The organism is Cytobacillus sp. SAFR-174, assembly GCF_051964675.1.
Classification (GTDB): Bacteria; Bacillota; Bacilli; order Bacillales; family Cytobacillaceae; genus Cytobacillus.
Genome location: NZ_JBQCMZ010000005.1, coordinates 235,936 through 251,280, shown reverse-complemented (window position 1 = coordinate 251,280; position 15,345 = coordinate 235,936). Strand labels below are relative to the sequence as shown.

The window sequence follows — 15,345 nt, the reverse complement described above, 5'->3', positions numbered from 1 at the left end:
TTTCTGTGGTAGAAAACAGTGTTGCCAAGAGTGAATAAAATGACTCTTTCTTTTTACACAATTATATGGACTTAATCCTGAATTGAGCTGGTCAGAGTCCGAACATGGTTCAACTTCGGACACAAAGTGCTGAATTGAGCTGGTCAGAGTCCGAACATGGCTCAACTTCGGACACAAAGTGCTGAATTGAGCTGGTCAGAGTCCGAACCCGTCAACTTCGGACACAAAAAGTGCAAAAAAAACTCTGAGTCCGAACACGATTCAATTTCAGAAAGCAGAAAAGAATTCAAAGATGGAGTAACATACAACCAAAAGGTGGTCTCACATGGAATTATTGACAAATTTCCCTCTATGGTCTGCTTTGGCAGCCATCTTCTTTGCCCAATTTGTAAAAGTGCCCATTCAATTTATTGCCACCCGAAGAGTGGATTGGTCCCTTTTAACCAGTACAGGCGGAATGCCAAGCTCACACTCTGCTGCAGTAACAGCCCTTTCAACCGGGGTGGCACTTGAGACCGGAATGGACTCTGCTGTTTTCGCTGTTTCTGCCGTTTTTGCCATTATCACTATGTTTGATGCTACGGGAGTGCGGCGTCAGGCAGGGGAACAGGCGATTGTATTAAACCAGCTTGTTGCCGACTTCAATAAATTCGTTGAAGAAGCAAAGACATGGCAGAAAAAAGCTGGACAGGAAAAACAGAAAGAGTTGAAGGAGCTGCTGGGCCATAAGCCAATAGAAGTACTCTTTGGCGGCCTGACTGGAATCTTATTAACTTTAGGGCTTCATTATTTATTTTCCTAAAGGTTGTGATGTGAATGAAAATCCTTTCCTTATGCCCAAGCAATACGGAATTAGTGGAATACTTGGGATTGACTGATATGCTTGCCGGCGTGGACGATTATTCGGATTGGCCGGAGCAAGTTTCCAATCTGCCCCGGCTGGGTCCTGACTTGTCTATTAATATGGATAAAGTGGAGGAATTGAAACCGGATCTTGTGCTTGCCTCCCTGAGTGTTCCCGGCATGGAAAAGAATGTAGCAGAGCTTGAAAAAAGGCAGATTCCCCATATTGTCTTAAATCCCCAAAGCCTCGCAGATATTGCAAATAACCTGGTTTTTGCTGCTGAAAAAATCGGGAGGCCTGAGAGAGGGATTTTGGCGGCTAAACAGTTTACTGAGAAAATTGAGGAACTTAAGCGCATCTCAAGCAGGATTAAAAAAAATCCAAGCCTCTATTGGGAATGGTGGCCAAAGCCTGTGTTTACTCCTGGCAAGGTCAATTGGCTGACGGAAATCAGTGAAATAGCCGGTGGATGGAATTTATTTGCTGATGTTGAGCTTGCAAGTGTCCAGACTGATTGGGAGGATGTCCTGAATCGGCAGCCGGATTATATCTGTCTCGCCTGGGTCGGTGTCAGAAGAGAAAAGGTAAATCCGGAGATTGTCCTGAAACGTCCCGGCTGGAGTGAAATGGAAGCAGTAAAACAGAACAGAATCCTGGTTCTGGAAGAAGAACTGTATTGCAGGCCTTCACCGCGGCTGATTGAAGGGGCCATAAAATTAGCGGAAAAGATCCATCCGCAGGAATTTTCTGTTTGATAATACAAAAAGGCAAATCCGTTCATTATGTCGGATTTGCCTGTCTTCTGTTTATTTTTTCTCAGATTTAATATATTGCTGCCTGAAGACCTGCATGGCTTCATTTTCATTCAGTAACCTTAAATCTTCTTCCGTAAGGGTTCCATCGCCCATTTCAACGATGTAAACATCGAGCGTTTTCTTTCCCCAATTATTATAAACATCATCAACTGTTTCATAATAGAGATCCAATTTATTCCCCTTAATGGCACCGCCTTTATCGGCTACAACACCATACCCATAATCAGGAATAAACAGGATCGTCCCAATCGGAAAAACATTTAAATCTGCTGCGACTGTAGAGTATAAGTCCCTTTTAACTTTAACACCTGAGTATGTAATGCCAAAGGACGGATGATCTGGATTTTTTCCTGTCGACTCGTAAAAAGCAGTATATCCGGTAGCAATTACTTGTTTTTTCTGATACTGCGACCAGTCAATTGATTCTTCCAGGGTTGGCGCCTGTTCAATTGCGACAGCTTCACTCGCAGAAATCTTCGGTTCCAGGCTCACGGCCTCCTTCAAAAACTTAAAAGCTACGCCAACCGATTTTAATGTATGCTCAAACTTTGAATTTCCATCTTTGTCAGCTTGTTCAGCATTTTGCTGCAGCTGTACAATTGATCTTGCTTCCACCCCGGAAATCGAATGAAAAGTTGTCAATAATGCACTTATAAATAAGGCAGACATTACTGTACGTTTCATCCATTTTGTAATTATGTTCATCTTTTACACTCCTCCCAAAGTTAGTCATTTCCCTTCTTCGAGAGAAATATTCATAACTTATGGGAAAGCAAGTCTTCCAGCAGCCGATTACAGACAGGATAAAGCCAGTAATGCCATAGGCTTGCCCGATTTGATCACACTAATCAAAAAAAATAAAAAATCCCTGCACCCGGCAGAGATTTCATCATCAATTTAAAACATCCGATATCCTTTTTTACGGAGCAGTCTAATCGTAATACCGGCAACAATGGCGCCTGCCATTCCGCTGCTGAGTATAAGGATGTCAGCCAGAGCGAGACTGGACAATTCAACGCCAAGACTGGAAAACGATTCCCCCGGTTTTTGAAAATACTCAATGAAACGAGCTTTATCAATGATAAAAATGGCAATAACGGGATAAATAATAGCCATAATCCAAGACATTCTTAATAGCATATTTAATATAAAACCTATCCCAAAAAACAGCACAAAAAACAGAAGCATCGAAATAGGCAAAACGAAAATCGTCATTTGCATGAACTTGTTTCCTCCCTTAACACATCAATAATTAGTTTACTTTAATGTGGATTGGGGAGTCAACAAGAAAAGCGGGCGTGTCAGTACACCCGCTAATGAAAAGAAAAACTTCGCAGTCCGCGAAGTTATAAAGTTTATCGCTGTCTAACGGGCAGTAAGACCCGAAAGAAGGACAATGACTAAGAACGCCACATCCTCCCAAAAGCTGCCGCTTTCGGTCGTGCGATGTATCGCTGCCGTAGCTTTCCTTGTCCTGTGGCAACGTCTTTGTGACCCACTTCCTCCCAAAAGCTGTCGCATTTGGTCGTGTGATGCTCATGCTGACGAAGCCTTCCTTGTCCTGTGGCCTCAACTAACAATCAGTGGGGGATAAAGCCCCCCACTGATTGAAGTTTCACTTTATTCCTTTTTCTTTCCTGTTCCTCCGCAGCAGCTGCAGGTTTCAGATCCGCCTAATAGTAATTGAAAATACCCTTTACCGGAACAATACATGCACTCTTTGTTTTCATATTTCTTAGCTGTCATTTCATTCATCTCCTTTTGAATTTTCGTAACTGAATTTTCTGATAATATACCAAGGATTTGAATAAATGAAAAGCTCCATATTTCATGAAAAACTATCGTTGGAAACGCATACAAGCATTATTTACTTCTGATTTCTCGTTCTTCCTTTAAATTTCAGAAAATTATAAAAATAACTTATAAGCTGTATAGCCGAAAGTATCCCCGGGATTAATGCCGTTAATTAAAGGTTTGATGGACGAATCCGAAGTATCCAATATGTATTTTAAAAGAACTGATGCATTCGGGTCATTTGCAAGTTCTTTCGGATTGCGATACTGCACATCGAAAAGTTCACTTTCCTGAACTTTTAATGATTGTTCAGGCTCAGCTTCAAGCAAAAACAAAATCATATTATCACTGACTTCTCCTTTTATGACACCTGTACGCAATCCAAGCAGACCTTTCACTGTACATTTTATTCCGGTTTCCTCTTCTACTTCCCGGACTGCAGCTTCATCAGCGGTTTCGCCTGGTTCCACAAACCCTGCGGGCAGAGACCATTTGCCTTTAAGGCCCCCGTATTTCTTTTTAACAACAAGCCAATTTCCTTCAGGAGAAATAACAAGCCCGGAAACAGCTAGCCACACTTTTCCTCTTTTATGTTCGACTCCCATCCAAAAACCCCCTTTTACGTCATTCTATCACGAAGAAATCACCATTAAAAAAAGGGACAGACTTTAGAGTCCATCCCCATCTATAAATGATAGCTGATTGATTAAAGAACGTTGAATTTACCCTTTTTCAATACAAGAGACGGTCCGCCAACCATGTAAAGAGCACGGTTATCGATCATCTTCTTCATAAATGAAGCCTTAGTACCAACCATTTTCTTGCCGAATGCCACACCGATGGCATCATGTTCGCCCAGTGAACATACAGTACCTTTAATATCCGGTGTAAACGTTTCAAGATCAGTTTTATTACGGATTAAAGCTGTGATGTTTCTTGCACATACTTCACCCTGCTGCATAGCAATTTGTGCAGTAGGAGGGTATGGACGGTTAATTTCTTCATTGATGATTAATGAGCAGTCTCCGATGATAAACAAATTATCATGGCCAGGAGCGCGCAAATCAGGCTGAACTTTTACACGGCCGCGCATTGCTTCAATGCCGGATTTTTCAATAATAGAATTTCCGCGTACACCTGCAGCCCAGACAACTGTTGCAGCTTTGATTTCTTCTACTTCATCTTCGCCCTTGCCAACGATGATCCCTTCAGGAGTAGCTTCTTTAATAGCTGTTCCGATCATGAATTGTACGCCTTTTTTCTCCAAGTGGGATACAGCGTAATTAACAAGTTCCGGATCAAAGCCCGGAAGAACCATTGGAGCAGCTTCCACACAAATGATTTTCACTTTATGGTAGTCCACATCGTATTCTTTGCAAAGCTCAGGAACACGGTTTGCCAACTCTCCAAGGAATTCAATGCCAGTGAAGCCTGCGCCGCCGACAACAATTGTCAGGCGCTCATCTTTTTTCTCGGCTTCTGTATTATAAGTAGCAAATTGATATTCGATGTGCTCGCGGATTTGACGTGCAGCATTGACATTGACAATCGAAAATGCATGTTCCTTAAGTCCTTTGATACCGAATGTCTCCGGCTCGGCTCCAAGTGAAACAACCAGATAATCATAGTCAATTTCGCCGTTTTCCAAAATGACTTTCTTTTCTTCTGCTTTAATTTCAAGTGCAGTGCCCTGAACGAATTCAACTTTGTTGCGATCAATAACATCTTTTATATCATAGCGTACACGATCATGATGAAGTGTTCCGGCTGATGCCTCGTGCAGCCATGTTGTTTCATAATGGTAGTCATTCTTGTTCACTAAAACGATTTCCGCTTCGTTTGTTCCTACAGATTTCTGCAAACGGGTTGCAACCATCAAACCACCGTAGCCTCCACCGAGGATTACAATCTTTGGCTTTCTCAAGTGTATCACTTCCACCTTTTTTAAGTATTTTCTAATGTTTTCTTATCTTCCACTGCTTTATATTTTTTATAGCCAAAAACATAAAAAAACTTTGTGATTTTATTCACGAACTAGTTCAAAAAAACTCGAAAAAATTGTCATAAAATATTAACATTATTCCTCCATTAATCTTATTCTACTTCATATAGTTTTTCAACCCTAAAAAAAAAGACGAAAAACTTAAAAATTTTAGGAAAAATTTAAAAAATATACGTGTTTTTATTTCATGTATTCTACTTGAAATCTTCCAATTATTCATAATATTTACCTCCATTCGTGAGGTTTTAAACGATTTATGTTAAAATAAAGAGTGGAATTTCAATACATACGTGGGGGGATATGCATGACAGAAGATCAAAAAGTGTATGACATAACCATCATTGGCGGGGGGCCAACTGGTTTATTCACTGCTTTCTACGGGGGTATGAGACAAGCATCAGTAAAAATTATTGAAAGCTTGCCGCAGCTTGGGGGACAGTTATCTGCTCTTTATCCTGAAAAATACATATACGATGTTGCCGGCTTCCCGAAAGTCCGCGCCCAGGAACTGATTGATAACCTTAAGGAACAAATGGCTAAATTCGAGCCTACTGTATCACTTGAGCAATCGGTCGAAAAGTTAGAGAAGCAAGCTGATGGAACATTCAAGCTTACAACCAATAAAGAAGTACATTATTCAAAAACTATTATTATCACTGCCGGCAATGGCGCTTTCCAGCCCCGCCGTCTTGAACTTGAGAGTGCAGTTCAATACGAAGGTAAAAACCTTCATTACTTTATTGATGATTTAAATACATTCGCCGGCAAAAAAGTAGTTGTTTTCGGTGGAGGGGATTCAGCAGTGGACTGGGCATTAATGCTTGAGCCTATCGCTGAGAAAGTGACGATTGTTCATCGCCGCGATAAATTCCGCGCACATGAGCACAGTGTAGAAAATTTACAGAACTCTAAAGTTGAAATTAAAACACCTTATGTTCCTGCTGAGCTTATTGGTGACAGCGAAGGAATCAGCCAAGTCGTACTTGAAGGTGTGACTTCAAAGGAAAAAGAGGTTTTTGATGTTGATGCTGTGATCGTTAACTACGGATTCGTTTCCTCACTTGGCCCAATTAAGGAATGGGGTCTTGATATCGAAAAGAACTCCATCGTTGTTAACTCCAGAATGGAAACAAATATCGAAGGCATTTATGCGGCCGGCGATATCTGCACATACGATGGGAAGGTCAAGCTTATTGCCTGCGGTTTCGGTGAAGCGCCAACTGCCGTCAATCACGCAAAATCCTACATTGATCCAAAAGCGAAAGTACAGCCAATGCACAGTTCTTCCATGTTTGGCAAATAAGATAAGAAAAGGACGGCCCCGTTCGGGACCGTCCTTTTTTGATGAGCTATGTTATTTTAGCACTCTTCCGGTGTACCTGTATTTGCAGCGGTACGGAAAGAGGATCCGCAGCCGCAGTTTGCAATGGCATTGGGATTGTCGATTGTGAATCCGCCGCCCATCATGGATTGTTTATAATCAATTTTTGTGCCATTTAAGATAGGTGCATCTTCCTTGCTGACAAGAACCTGAATTCCATAGTGCTCGGATTGGATATCACCTTCCTCGGGTTCGTGTGCAAACCCCATTCCATAGGAAAGCCCGCTGCATCCGCCTCCTTTGACGGCTACACGCAAGAATGCATCTTCTTCCTCATTTTGTTTCATCATTTCTTTTATATGCAAAGCTGCTGCTTCAGTTATATCCACAACTTTTTCCATGTTATTCCCTCCTGTCATGTAAGGATACTTCTATAAACATAGTATATACAGTAAAAGGTATGTGCTCAACTTAAGAGGCTTTTACTTTTTCTGATTTTTTTCTGACACAGGCGAAATAATAGTTCTTTATGCTCATAAAGCACAGCGATAATGGTATAATAGTCTTAATCATTATCCCCGGAGGTGTCATTCTATGCAGCAATTAACGCCTGCTTATGATAAAAAATGCGAATGCAGAGTCTGCAGACAGAGTTTCACCACTAAAAAACTCCGCTCCAGATTTGTAAAAGCAGCTGATTATGACAGTGATTTCTGCCCTAACTATTCTGATGAAACCATGAACCCTCTTATATATCATATTCATACCTGCCCGCATTGCGGCTACTCAGAATCAGAAGATTTTTCTCCTTATTTCCCGCCGGGAGCCCTTGATTTGATCCATTCTAAAGTTATGAATGCCTGGATTCCCCAGGATTATGGCCAGGATCGTTCCATCATTGATGCTGTAAACACCTATAAGCTGGCTTTATATTGCGGAACTTTAAAAAGGGAGAAGCATATTATTATGGCTGGTTTACTTGTCAGACTTGCCTGGCTTTTCCGGAGTATGAAGAATGCTGATCAGGAACATCGCTTTTTGAAACTTGCTCTAAAGGAATACTTGGAGTCTTATATGTCTGATGATTTTAAAGGATCATCTATTTCAGAAACGAGAATCTTTTATCTGATCGGGGAGTTATCCCGAAGGACACATCAGCCGGAACAGGCTGTTAAATATTTTTCAAAAGTTATTGAACTGCAAAGCCGCTCCACTGAGCCAAAATTAATAGAAATGGCAAGAGAACGCTGGTATGAAATGAGACAGGAACAAAAAACTGCCGCAAATTAAGGAATAAGAAAAGGAGCGAAATTTTATCGCTCCTTTTCTATATTAAAACATCGGATTTTCATCCAGATATTGATATATATTTTCAACCAGTTCATCTGGTGTTTCTCCAGTTACCACTTCTCCGTTCACAAGCGCAAAAAGAGTGCTTGCACATTTGCCGCAATACCCAAGACAGCCATATTCGATGACATCCAGATCATAATCCTTTTCCAGCTGTTCAAGCGCTTTTTGAGAGCCGCTGGCCAAATTGCTGATGCAAAATTCGATGATTGGCTTAATCACATCTTTCACCTCTCTACCCTGTTAATGCTACCTTTTTTACCCGAATTCTGCAAGAAAGTGATTTCATTAATATTCTTTTAAGTATGCATAATTACCACTTCATGTCGTTTATTGTCAAGTTTCCTGCTGATTTGTGTTGTGATTTTGTCACAATTTCGTTATACTTTTTATGGGTTTGAGGTTAATAATATCATTTATTTATTTTTTAAAGATAACAATAAACGTTTATTTAGGTTCGGTAACAGCAATCAGTACGGACATAAAGGGGAAATATACTATGAAAAATCTTGTGATACTTGGCGGAGGCTATGGCGGTATGAGGGCGCTTGCCCGACTTTTGCCTAACCAGCTTCCCGATGATGTCTCTATTACACTAATAGATCGTGTGCCTTATCATTGTTTAAAGACTGAATATTACGCTCTAGCTGCCGGTACCATTTCAGACCAGCATGTGCGTGTATCCTTCCCTGAACACCAAAGATTGACCATCAAATACGGTGAAGTGACAAAAATCAGCATTGAGGAAAACAAGGTATATCTTCAGGACGAAGAGCCTGTTTCATATGATGATATAATAATTGGGCTTGGATGTGAAGATAAGTATCATAATGTTCCGGGAGCCGACATTCACACATATAGCATCCAGACAATTGAAAAATCCCGAAGAACATATCAAGCTTTAAATAATCTATCACCAGGCTCTGTTGTTGGTATTGTCGGTGCCGGATTAAGCGGAGTGGAACTGGCTTCAGAATTAAATGAAAGCCGTCCGGATTTGAAAGTCAAATTATTTGATAGAGGGAAGCATATTCTGTCAGCCTTCTCTGAAAGATTAAGCACGTACGTAGAAAATTGGTTCTTAGAGCATAATGTTGAAATCATTAACCAATCGAATATCACAAAAGTAGAAGAAAAAACACTATATAATCATGACGAAGCCATCCACTGTGACGCCATCGTATGGACCGCCGGCATCCAGCCGACCAAAGTGGTTCGGGATATGAATGTGGAAAAGGACCCGCAAGGACGGGTAGTCTTAACCAAGCATCACAATATCCCCGGGAATGAACATGTCTATGTGGTAGGGGATTGTGCAAGCCTTCCGCATGCACCAAGTGCACAGCTTGCAGAAGGGCAGGCAGAGCAAATCGTTCAAATTCTATTGAAACGCTGGAAAGGCGAGGAGCTTCCTGAAACATTGCCAGTTATCAAGCTTAAAGGAGTACTTGGATCACTGGGCAAAAAACACGGTTTCGGTCTGGTTGCAGAACGCCCTATCACAGGCCGCGTCGCCCGCCTGCTGAAATCCGGAATACTATGGATGTATAAATATCATAATGGATAAAAAAAATGAGCATCTGATCGATGCTCATTTTTTATTAAACTGCCTGGTATCCGTACTTTTCCATTTCCGCATAGATCGTTTTTAATTTCGGATTGCCTTCACCGACAATTTCATCCTCAATCAGGACAACCGGATAAAACATATCTTCCTCTATCACTCTTTGTGCGAACTCTTTTTTGTCCTCTTCTTCGGGTGGATTATGAATGTCAACGTACACGATTTTAAAAGGCTGATTGGCAAATTTCCGGGCTAGTGCTGCTTCGAGCCATTCATAAGTTTCCTTGGATGACGGCAAGTTCACACAGCTTGGACAAAGCTGCTCCGCCCCATAAACAGTGATTTCAATCTCTTTTTTCACTCTTCTCTCCCCCTATGCAAAACTTCTTCTTCCCTCCATTTTACAACATTAACAATGATCAGCCTAATAAAGTGAAACTTCTATCAGCGGGGAGGGCTTTTCTCCCCGCTGATTGTTAGTTGAGGCCCACAGGAAGTGGGTCACAAAGACGTTGCCACCGGATGTGGCGTTCTTAGTCTTTGTCCTTCTTTCGGGCCTTTACATTATAAAGCGAGGCGACTTGCCCAGGGGTGACAAGCATAAGACGAGCAGATGGTGGGAAGTGATTTTCTTCCCATCAGCTGATTGGCTTATGACCTCGAGCCCCTAGGAGCCGCAGCTAGATTGGGCAGTTTGACCCCCATTTATCCTCCTTTGATTCCTCTGAACCTTGAAGGGGGGATCTTACTGCCCGTTTGACTGCGATAAAAATATTCTCCTAATGAGTGGAAATTGCGTTCTTGGAATAGATTTTTAAGACTGATTTGATTATAATAAATGTATGGAAAGGAGTCGATTTCACATGGCAGAACAAACAACTATGACTGAACAAGTTCAGGAAGTATTAGATAAATTGCGTCCATTCCTTCTTCGCGATGGCGGGGACTGTGAATTGGTGGATGTTGAAGATGGCATCGTTAAATTGCGCCTTCTTGGTGCATGCGGAAGCTGCCCAAGTTCAACGATTACGTTGAAAGCCGGTATTGAGCGCGCTCTTTTGGAAGAAGTACCTGGTGTAGTCGAAGTAGAACAAGTATTTTAATTTTTCCTTTGCAAAAAGCGATGTCTGCATGACATCGCTTTTTTTATATTGTATGGGGGATCTCCAGCTCAGCTAAGCTTTTTTTTAAAACAGTGCATCCTTCCTGATCAATTTTAAGGGGCATGATTTCCATGTCCGGGAGCAGTCTCCGAAGCCCTTCTGCCACCGCGGGAGCACATCCTGTCTCAGCCAGGCAAAGAACTGCCGGCCCGGCCCCGCTTAAGGTAACTCCAAATGCTCCGAGCCCAGGTGCAGCTTTTTCAATGACTTCCAAATGCGGAACCATTTTCTTTCGGTAAGGATGATGGAATAAGTCTCCGCTCATCATCTTGCCTGCGAGGGTGTAATTCCCGCTGAGCAAGGCTGCTACCATTACATTTCCTACTGCTCCAGCCTGGACAGCTTCCCTAAAGGACCATTCTGAAGGCAGAACGCCTCTGGATTCCTTTGTGAGGAGCTCTTCTTTGGGGACTATTGCTATAATATCAAATTCTATATTTTTAATACTCTGAACGGATACCTCCTCCTCTGACAGGCAGCCAATAACGAGGCCGCCGAGAAGGGAGGCACCTGCATTATCAGGATGGCCCTCCATTCGGGAAGACAGCTCCAGCTTCTCGTACTGTGTCAGCTGGAGTCCGCAAAGCGCATCAGCCAATTCGATTCCCGCTACAATGGCTGCAGCGCTTGACCCAAGTCCCCGTGTGAGAGGGATTTCACTCGAAATGCGGGCTTTGCATCCCGGAAGCTCTCTGCCATATTTCTTCGCGGTATCCATTGCAACTTGAAAAATAAAATTGGATTCATCCGAAGGGTAGATGCTTAGCGCCTCTGATAAAGGAATCATTTCAAACTTGTCTGCCTTCTCTGCTTCAAGCGTCAAATATAAATTTAAGGCAAGGCCAATCGAGTCGAAGCCTGGCCCGAGATTTGCCGTGCTGCCGGGTACTTTGATGACAACCATTTCACCTTCGTTCATATGTGAACGGCTCCCTTGATATGGTCCGCAACTGCTTTTTCATCATTAGGCAGCAAAACAGGCTTAACAGGGCTGCAATCAATGGCTGTATTAGGATCCTTCAGTCCGTTCCCAGTCAGGATGGCCACCACTTTCGTTTTATGAGGAATCTCCCCATTGCGCAGCTGTTTATATACCCCCGCAAGTGAAGCACATGAAGCTGGCTCAGCGAAAATCCCTTCAGATGAAGCAAGTTTACGGTACATGCATAGGATCTCTTCATCGCTGACTTCATCAATTTTCCCATTTGATTCTGACAATGCTGCATTGGCTAATTGCCAGCTTGCAGGGTTTCCGATTCTGATGGCTGTTGCAATTGTTTCAGGACTTTCAAACACACGGTTATGGACAATGGCCGCTGCACCTTCGGCCTGTACTCCGTGCATTTTTGGAAGGCCAGTGCCGCGCACTTCATTGTATTCTTTAAACCCTTTCCAATAGGCAGAAATATTGCCGGCATTGCCTACTGGCAATGCAAGGATATCCGGAGCGCTTCCAAGCTGGTCGCAGATTTCAAAGGCCGCTGTCTTCTGTCCCTCAAGACGATATGGATTAACCGAGTTTACGAGAGTAAAAGGTTCTGTTTTGCTAATTTCCCGCACCATTGCAAGCGCCTGGTCAAAATTCCCTTCAATTGATACTACTTCCGCTCCATACATAACAGCCTGCGCAAGCTTCCCCATGGCAATTTTCCCTTCAGGGATGACAACCACACATCTCATGCCAGCCCTTGCTGCATATGCCGCCGCAGCTGCAGAAGTATTGCCGGTGGAGGCACAGATGATGGCATCGCTTCCTTCTTCTTTTGCCTTTGCAACAGCCATAACCATTCCTCTATCTTTAAAAGAACCTGTAGGATTTGCTCCTTCCGTTTTTACATAAAGGTCAATGCCCCAGTCCCTTGAGAGCTTATCCAGCCTGATCAGAGGAGTATTGCCCTCGTTTAAAGTAAGCATTGGTGTATTTTCACTAACTGGCAAATAGTCTTTATATGTTTTTATGAGGCCTTCCCATCTCATACTCTGGCGCTCCCTTCTACACGATACGAACTTTTGATTGATTGAACTGCCGGCAAATCTCTTAAATTTACTAAAATATCCTCATAATCCTGAAGGGATGCCTGGTGGGTAACCAGCACAATCTCAGCAAGCCCTTTTTCTTTTAATGGAAGCTGCAGGATCTTCTCGAAGCTGACATGATGCTCTGAAAAAATGGATGTGATGTTGGCAAATGTCCCTACTTCATCTTTTACATGCATTCTTAAGAAATACTTCGAATAAATTTCATCTGCATCTTTTAATTTCTTATCATATTGAGGAACTGCCGCGCTTTTTCCATTGACGCCAAGACGCATATTTTTCATGACCCCAACAAGATCCGATACCACAGCTGTAGCTGTAGGCAGACTGCCTGCCCCAGGTCCGTAGAACATCGTTTCCCCTACAGCTTCACCGTAAACATATACTGCATTGTATTCATCCTGAACTGATGCAAGAGGATGAGACTCGGAAAGCAATGTCGGCTGGACACTTACTTCCACCTTCTCCCCCTCCCGATGGGCAATCCCGATCAGCTTCATGATGTACCCAAGCTGCTTGCCGTACTGCAGGTCTTCTTCCGTAATATCCGTAATGCCTTTAACCTTTACATCATCAAGGTCAATATTCATGGAAAAGCCCAGTGTAGACAGGATCGCCATTTTCCTTGCTGCATCAAGGCCCTCCACATCTGCAGTCGGGTCGCTTTCTGCATATCCCAGCTCCTGAGCTTCTTTCAGAACATCCTCATAAGTGCTCCCATTCTTGCTCATTTTTGTCAAAATAAAGTTCGTTGTCCCATTCACAATTCCCATCATTTTTGTAATTCTGTCAGAAGCCAAACCATCTACCAGCCCTCTTAAAATGGGAATGCCGCCGGCAACACTTGCCTCATAAAAGAGATCACACCCGTTTTGAGCAGATGCAGCCAGCAATTCAGGCCCGTATACCGCCATCAGGTCCTTATTTGCCGTCACTACATGCTTTCCATTATCCAACGCTTTCTTTAAATGGTTTTTAGTTTCCTCTATGCCGCCCATTACTTCAATTACTACATCTATATCTGCATCATTTAAAATGTCTTCAGGATTAAGCGTCAGCAAATTCCTGTCCACTTTAACGGCTCTGTCTTTATTTACATCTTTAACAAGAACTTTCTTTACAACAACCGGACAGCCGACCTGGTGCATAAGCTTATCCTGATGTTTCTCAATGATTTGCACGACACCCGATCCAACTGTTCCTAACCCTAATAAACCGATTGAGATTGATTCCACGCTAGCTCCCCCTTAAAGTGTTCACTATGTAAGTACATTTGTATTTGTATAGTAGACATTATAGAGGGCGAGAGGGATTTTTACAATAGGCAATTTTCCGAAAATAATAAGTGGAAGCGCTTAACATACTGATTTATTACGCTTAAATTTTTTTAAAAATTTTTTCTATCAATAAAGGCACCCACTATGGATGCCTTCATCACTTCTATTTGACCGGTGTTTTCGGTTTCTTTTCTGAAAGAACAAGATCAATGTTTTCCACACACAGCTGCATCATCCTATAGCGTGTTTCTATGCTTGCACTCCCGATATGGGGCATGGCCACCACATTTTTCAGCTCTAACAGCGGATGTCCGGAGCTGATTGGCTCTTCCGCAAAAACATCCAATCCTGCAGCCGCAATTTCTCCTGCCTTCAGGGCTTCATATAAATCATGTTCATTTACTACCGGCCCTCTGGAGGCATTCACGAAAACAGCGTTGTCTTTCATCTTCCGGAAGGCATTTCGGTTAAATAGATTTCTTGTTTCATCTGTCAATGGCGTCAGACAGACAACAAAATCTGACCGATCGAGCAGCTCATCAAAGCTGACATATCGAGCTCCCAGTTCCTGTTCTGCATCTGTCTTCCTCGAGCGATTGTGATATAGAATTTCCATATCAAATCCTGCGGCTCGCTTTGCCACAGTTTTTCCGATATTCCCCATTCCTACAATCCCGATTGTTTTATGATGCACATCCTGGCCTGCCAGAAGCAGCGGGCTCCAGCTCTTCCAATCGCCTTTCTTCACAAACTCCGCAGCCTCCACCATTCTGCGGGCAGCAGCAAGCACAAGTGCAAATGTCAGATCGGCGGTTGAATCATTTAATACCTCAGGTGTATTGGTAACAGTAATTCCGAGCCTCTTTGCTGTCTCAACGTCCACATTATCATAGCCGACAGCCATATTGGCAACGATCTTCAGCTTCTCCCCCGCTTTCAGAACTTCCTCATTTACCGGCTCTGACAGCATGGTTAGAAGGGCATCAGCCTTTCCTGCTTCTTGCAGAAATACATCGTAAGGAACCGGCACATCTTCCCGTTCCCACATTTTAACAATGTATTTTTCTTTTAATATGGCGATAACATCTTCAGGAAGCTTCCTGCTTATAAATACATATGGTTTCATTGGAATTTCCCCTTTTCACATTCTCAGGTTACTGTTCCTTTCGCCAAGAAAG

The 15,345-nt window shown here is 42.7% G+C and carries 17 protein-coding genes and 1 pseudogene; 6 read left to right on the top strand and 12 right to left on the bottom strand.

What is annotated here, in order from left to right:
• The first annotated feature begins 325 nt into the window (after nt 1–325).
• Together ACTHRG_RS07935 and ACTHRG_RS07930 are read left to right on the top strand one after the other, a co-directional pair.
• Nucleotides 326–802, top strand: a complete 477-nt coding sequence (locus ACTHRG_RS07935; RefSeq protein ID WP_035331991.1) for a divergent PAP2 family protein — start codon at nt 326–328, stop codon at nt 800–802.
• A 14-nt stretch (nt 803–816) separates the two neighbouring features.
• Nucleotides 817–1,599 carry a cobalamin-binding protein gene (locus ACTHRG_RS07930; protein ID WP_440230971.1) on the top strand — a complete coding sequence of 261 codons (783 nt, stop codon included), beginning with the start codon at nt 817–819 and terminating at the stop codon, nt 1,597–1,599.
• 51 nt (nt 1,600–1,650) lie between these two features.
• Here the strand turns inward: ACTHRG_RS07930 and ACTHRG_RS07925 are convergent, their stop codons facing one another.
• The 5 genes from ACTHRG_RS07925 to ACTHRG_RS07905 form a co-directional block, all read right to left on the bottom strand.
• Nucleotides 1,651–2,364 (bottom strand): 3D domain-containing protein, encoded by a 714-nt coding sequence (locus ACTHRG_RS07925; RefSeq protein WP_440230970.1) that lies wholly within the window; start codon nt 2,362–2,364, stop codon nt 1,651–1,653.
• A 192-nt stretch (nt 2,365–2,556) separates the two neighbouring features.
• Nucleotides 2,557–2,880, bottom strand: a complete 324-nt coding sequence (locus ACTHRG_RS07920) for a YuiB family protein (protein ID WP_440230969.1) — start codon at nt 2,878–2,880, stop codon at nt 2,557–2,559.
• 399 nt (nt 2,881–3,279) lie between these two features.
• Nucleotides 3,280–3,405 carry a YuiA family protein gene (locus ACTHRG_RS07915; protein ID WP_159867914.1) on the bottom strand — a complete coding sequence of 42 codons (126 nt, stop codon included), beginning with the start codon at nt 3,403–3,405 and terminating at the stop codon, nt 3,280–3,282.
• Nucleotides 3,406–3,566: 161 nt separating this feature from the next.
• Complete coding sequence (locus ACTHRG_RS07910) at nt 3,567–4,058, bottom strand: NUDIX domain-containing protein (protein WP_440230968.1); 492 nt, start codon at nt 4,056–4,058, stop codon at nt 3,567–3,569.
• Nucleotides 4,059–4,159: 101 nt separating this feature from the next.
• A complete protein-coding gene (locus ACTHRG_RS07905) occupies nt 4,160–5,377 on the bottom strand; it encodes an NAD(P)/FAD-dependent oxidoreductase (protein ID WP_076258761.1) in 1,218 nt (405 codons plus the stop codon).
• A gap of 382 nt (nt 5,378–5,759) precedes the next feature.
• Between ACTHRG_RS07905 and ACTHRG_RS07900 the strand changes: the two genes are divergently transcribed.
• A complete protein-coding gene (locus ACTHRG_RS07900) occupies nt 5,760–6,758 on the top strand; it encodes an NAD(P)/FAD-dependent oxidoreductase (RefSeq protein ID WP_440230965.1) in 999 nt (332 codons plus the stop codon).
• A 56-nt stretch (nt 6,759–6,814) separates the two neighbouring features.
• Here ACTHRG_RS07900 and ACTHRG_RS07895 read toward each other — a convergent pair whose 3' ends face one another.
• Nucleotides 6,815–7,177 carry a HesB/IscA family protein gene (locus ACTHRG_RS07895; protein WP_076258765.1) on the bottom strand — a complete coding sequence of 121 codons (363 nt, stop codon included), beginning with the start codon at nt 7,175–7,177 and terminating at the stop codon, nt 6,815–6,817.
• A 193-nt stretch (nt 7,178–7,370) separates the two neighbouring features.
• Here ACTHRG_RS07895 and ACTHRG_RS07890 point away from each other — a divergent pair, with 193 nt between their 5' ends.
• Nucleotides 7,371–8,066, top strand: coding sequence for a DUF2225 domain-containing protein (locus tag ACTHRG_RS07890; protein ID WP_440230964.1), 696 nt, complete (start codon nt 7,371–7,373; stop codon nt 8,064–8,066).
• Between the two features lie 42 nt (nt 8,067–8,108).
• Here the strand turns inward: ACTHRG_RS07890 and ACTHRG_RS07885 are convergent, their stop codons facing one another.
• Complete coding sequence (locus tag ACTHRG_RS07885) at nt 8,109–8,348, bottom strand: YuzB family protein (RefSeq protein WP_035331977.1); 240 nt, start codon at nt 8,346–8,348, stop codon at nt 8,109–8,111.
• Nucleotides 8,349–8,625: 277 nt separating this feature from the next.
• Between ACTHRG_RS07885 and ACTHRG_RS07880 the strand changes: the two genes are divergently transcribed.
• Complete coding sequence (locus ACTHRG_RS07880; protein ID WP_076258770.1) at nt 8,626–9,693, top strand: NAD(P)/FAD-dependent oxidoreductase; 1,068 nt, start codon at nt 8,626–8,628, stop codon at nt 9,691–9,693.
• Between the two features lie 34 nt (nt 9,694–9,727).
• Here ACTHRG_RS07880 and ACTHRG_RS07875 read toward each other — a convergent pair whose 3' ends face one another.
• Nucleotides 9,728–10,051, bottom strand: a complete 324-nt coding sequence (locus tag ACTHRG_RS07875; protein ID WP_076258772.1) for a YuzD family protein — start codon at nt 10,049–10,051, stop codon at nt 9,728–9,730.
• Between the two features lie 520 nt (nt 10,052–10,571).
• Between ACTHRG_RS07875 and ACTHRG_RS07870 the strand changes: the two are divergent.
• Nucleotides 10,572–10,793: pseudogene (locus ACTHRG_RS07870) on the top strand (NifU family protein); the annotation flags it as partial.
• A gap of 43 nt (nt 10,794–10,836) precedes the next feature.
• On the opposite strand, the gene thrB reads toward ACTHRG_RS07870, so the two are convergent.
• The 4 genes from thrB to ACTHRG_RS07850 form a co-directional block, all read right to left on the bottom strand.
• Nucleotides 10,837–11,772 (bottom strand): homoserine kinase, encoded by a 936-nt coding sequence (gene thrB / locus ACTHRG_RS07865; RefSeq protein ID WP_440230963.1) that lies wholly within the window; start codon nt 11,770–11,772, stop codon nt 10,837–10,839.
• Complete coding sequence (thrC, locus tag ACTHRG_RS07860; RefSeq protein ID WP_076258776.1) at nt 11,769–12,830, bottom strand: threonine synthase; 1,062 nt, start codon at nt 12,828–12,830, stop codon at nt 11,769–11,771. The genes thrB and thrC overlap by 4 nt, the downstream gene beginning before the upstream one ends.
• Nucleotides 12,827–14,125: a homoserine dehydrogenase gene (locus tag ACTHRG_RS07855; protein WP_076258779.1), complete on the bottom strand. Its 1,299-nt coding sequence runs from the start codon at nt 14,123–14,125 to the stop codon at nt 12,827–12,829. The genes thrC and ACTHRG_RS07855 overlap by 4 nt, the downstream gene beginning before the upstream one ends.
• A gap of 205 nt (nt 14,126–14,330) precedes the next feature.
• Nucleotides 14,331–15,293, bottom strand: a complete 963-nt coding sequence (locus ACTHRG_RS07850) for a 2-hydroxyacid dehydrogenase (RefSeq protein ID WP_440230962.1) — start codon at nt 15,291–15,293, stop codon at nt 14,331–14,333.
• Between the last annotated feature and the right edge of the window lie 52 nt (nt 15,294–15,345).

Excerpts from the sequence above, each read along its gene's own strand:
- ACTHRG_RS07935 (WP_035331991.1), top strand. The coding sequence starts at position 326 with ATGGAATTATTGACAAATTTCCCTCTATGGTCTGCTTTGGCAGCCATC.
- ACTHRG_RS07930 (WP_440230971.1), top strand. The coding sequence starts at position 817 with ATGAAAATCCTTTCCTTATGCCCAAGCAATACGGAATTAGTGGAATAC.
- ACTHRG_RS07925 (WP_440230970.1), bottom strand. The coding sequence starts at position 2,364 with ATGAACATAATTACAAAATGGATGAAACGTACAGTAATGTCTGCCTTA.
- ACTHRG_RS07920 (WP_440230969.1), bottom strand. The coding sequence starts at position 2,880 with ATGCAAATGACGATTTTCGTTTTGCCTATTTCGATGCTTCTGTTTTTT.
- ACTHRG_RS07915 (WP_159867914.1), bottom strand. The coding sequence starts at position 3,405 with ATGACAGCTAAGAAATATGAAAACAAAGAGTGCATGTATTGTTCCGGT.
- ACTHRG_RS07910 (WP_440230968.1), bottom strand. The coding sequence starts at position 4,058 with ATGGGAGTCGAACATAAAAGAGGAAAAGTGTGGCTAGCTGTTTCCGGG.
- ACTHRG_RS07900 (WP_440230965.1), top strand. The coding sequence starts at position 5,760 with ATGACAGAAGATCAAAAAGTGTATGACATAACCATCATTGGCGGGGGG.
- ACTHRG_RS07895 (WP_076258765.1), bottom strand. The coding sequence starts at position 7,177 with ATGGAAAAAGTTGTGGATATAACTGAAGCAGCAGCTTTGCATATAAAA.
- ACTHRG_RS07890 (WP_440230964.1), top strand. The coding sequence starts at position 7,371 with ATGCAGCAATTAACGCCTGCTTATGATAAAAAATGCGAATGCAGAGTC.
- ACTHRG_RS07880 (WP_076258770.1), top strand. The coding sequence starts at position 8,626 with ATGAAAAATCTTGTGATACTTGGCGGAGGCTATGGCGGTATGAGGGCG.
- thrB (WP_440230963.1), bottom strand. The coding sequence starts at position 11,772 with ATGAACGAAGGTGAAATGGTTGTCATCAAAGTACCCGGCAGCACGGCA.
- thrC (WP_076258776.1), bottom strand. The coding sequence starts at position 12,830 with ATGAGATGGGAAGGCCTCATAAAAACATATAAAGACTATTTGCCAGTT.
- ACTHRG_RS07850 (WP_440230962.1), bottom strand. The coding sequence starts at position 15,293 with ATGAAACCATATGTATTTATAAGCAGGAAGCTTCCTGAAGATGTTATC.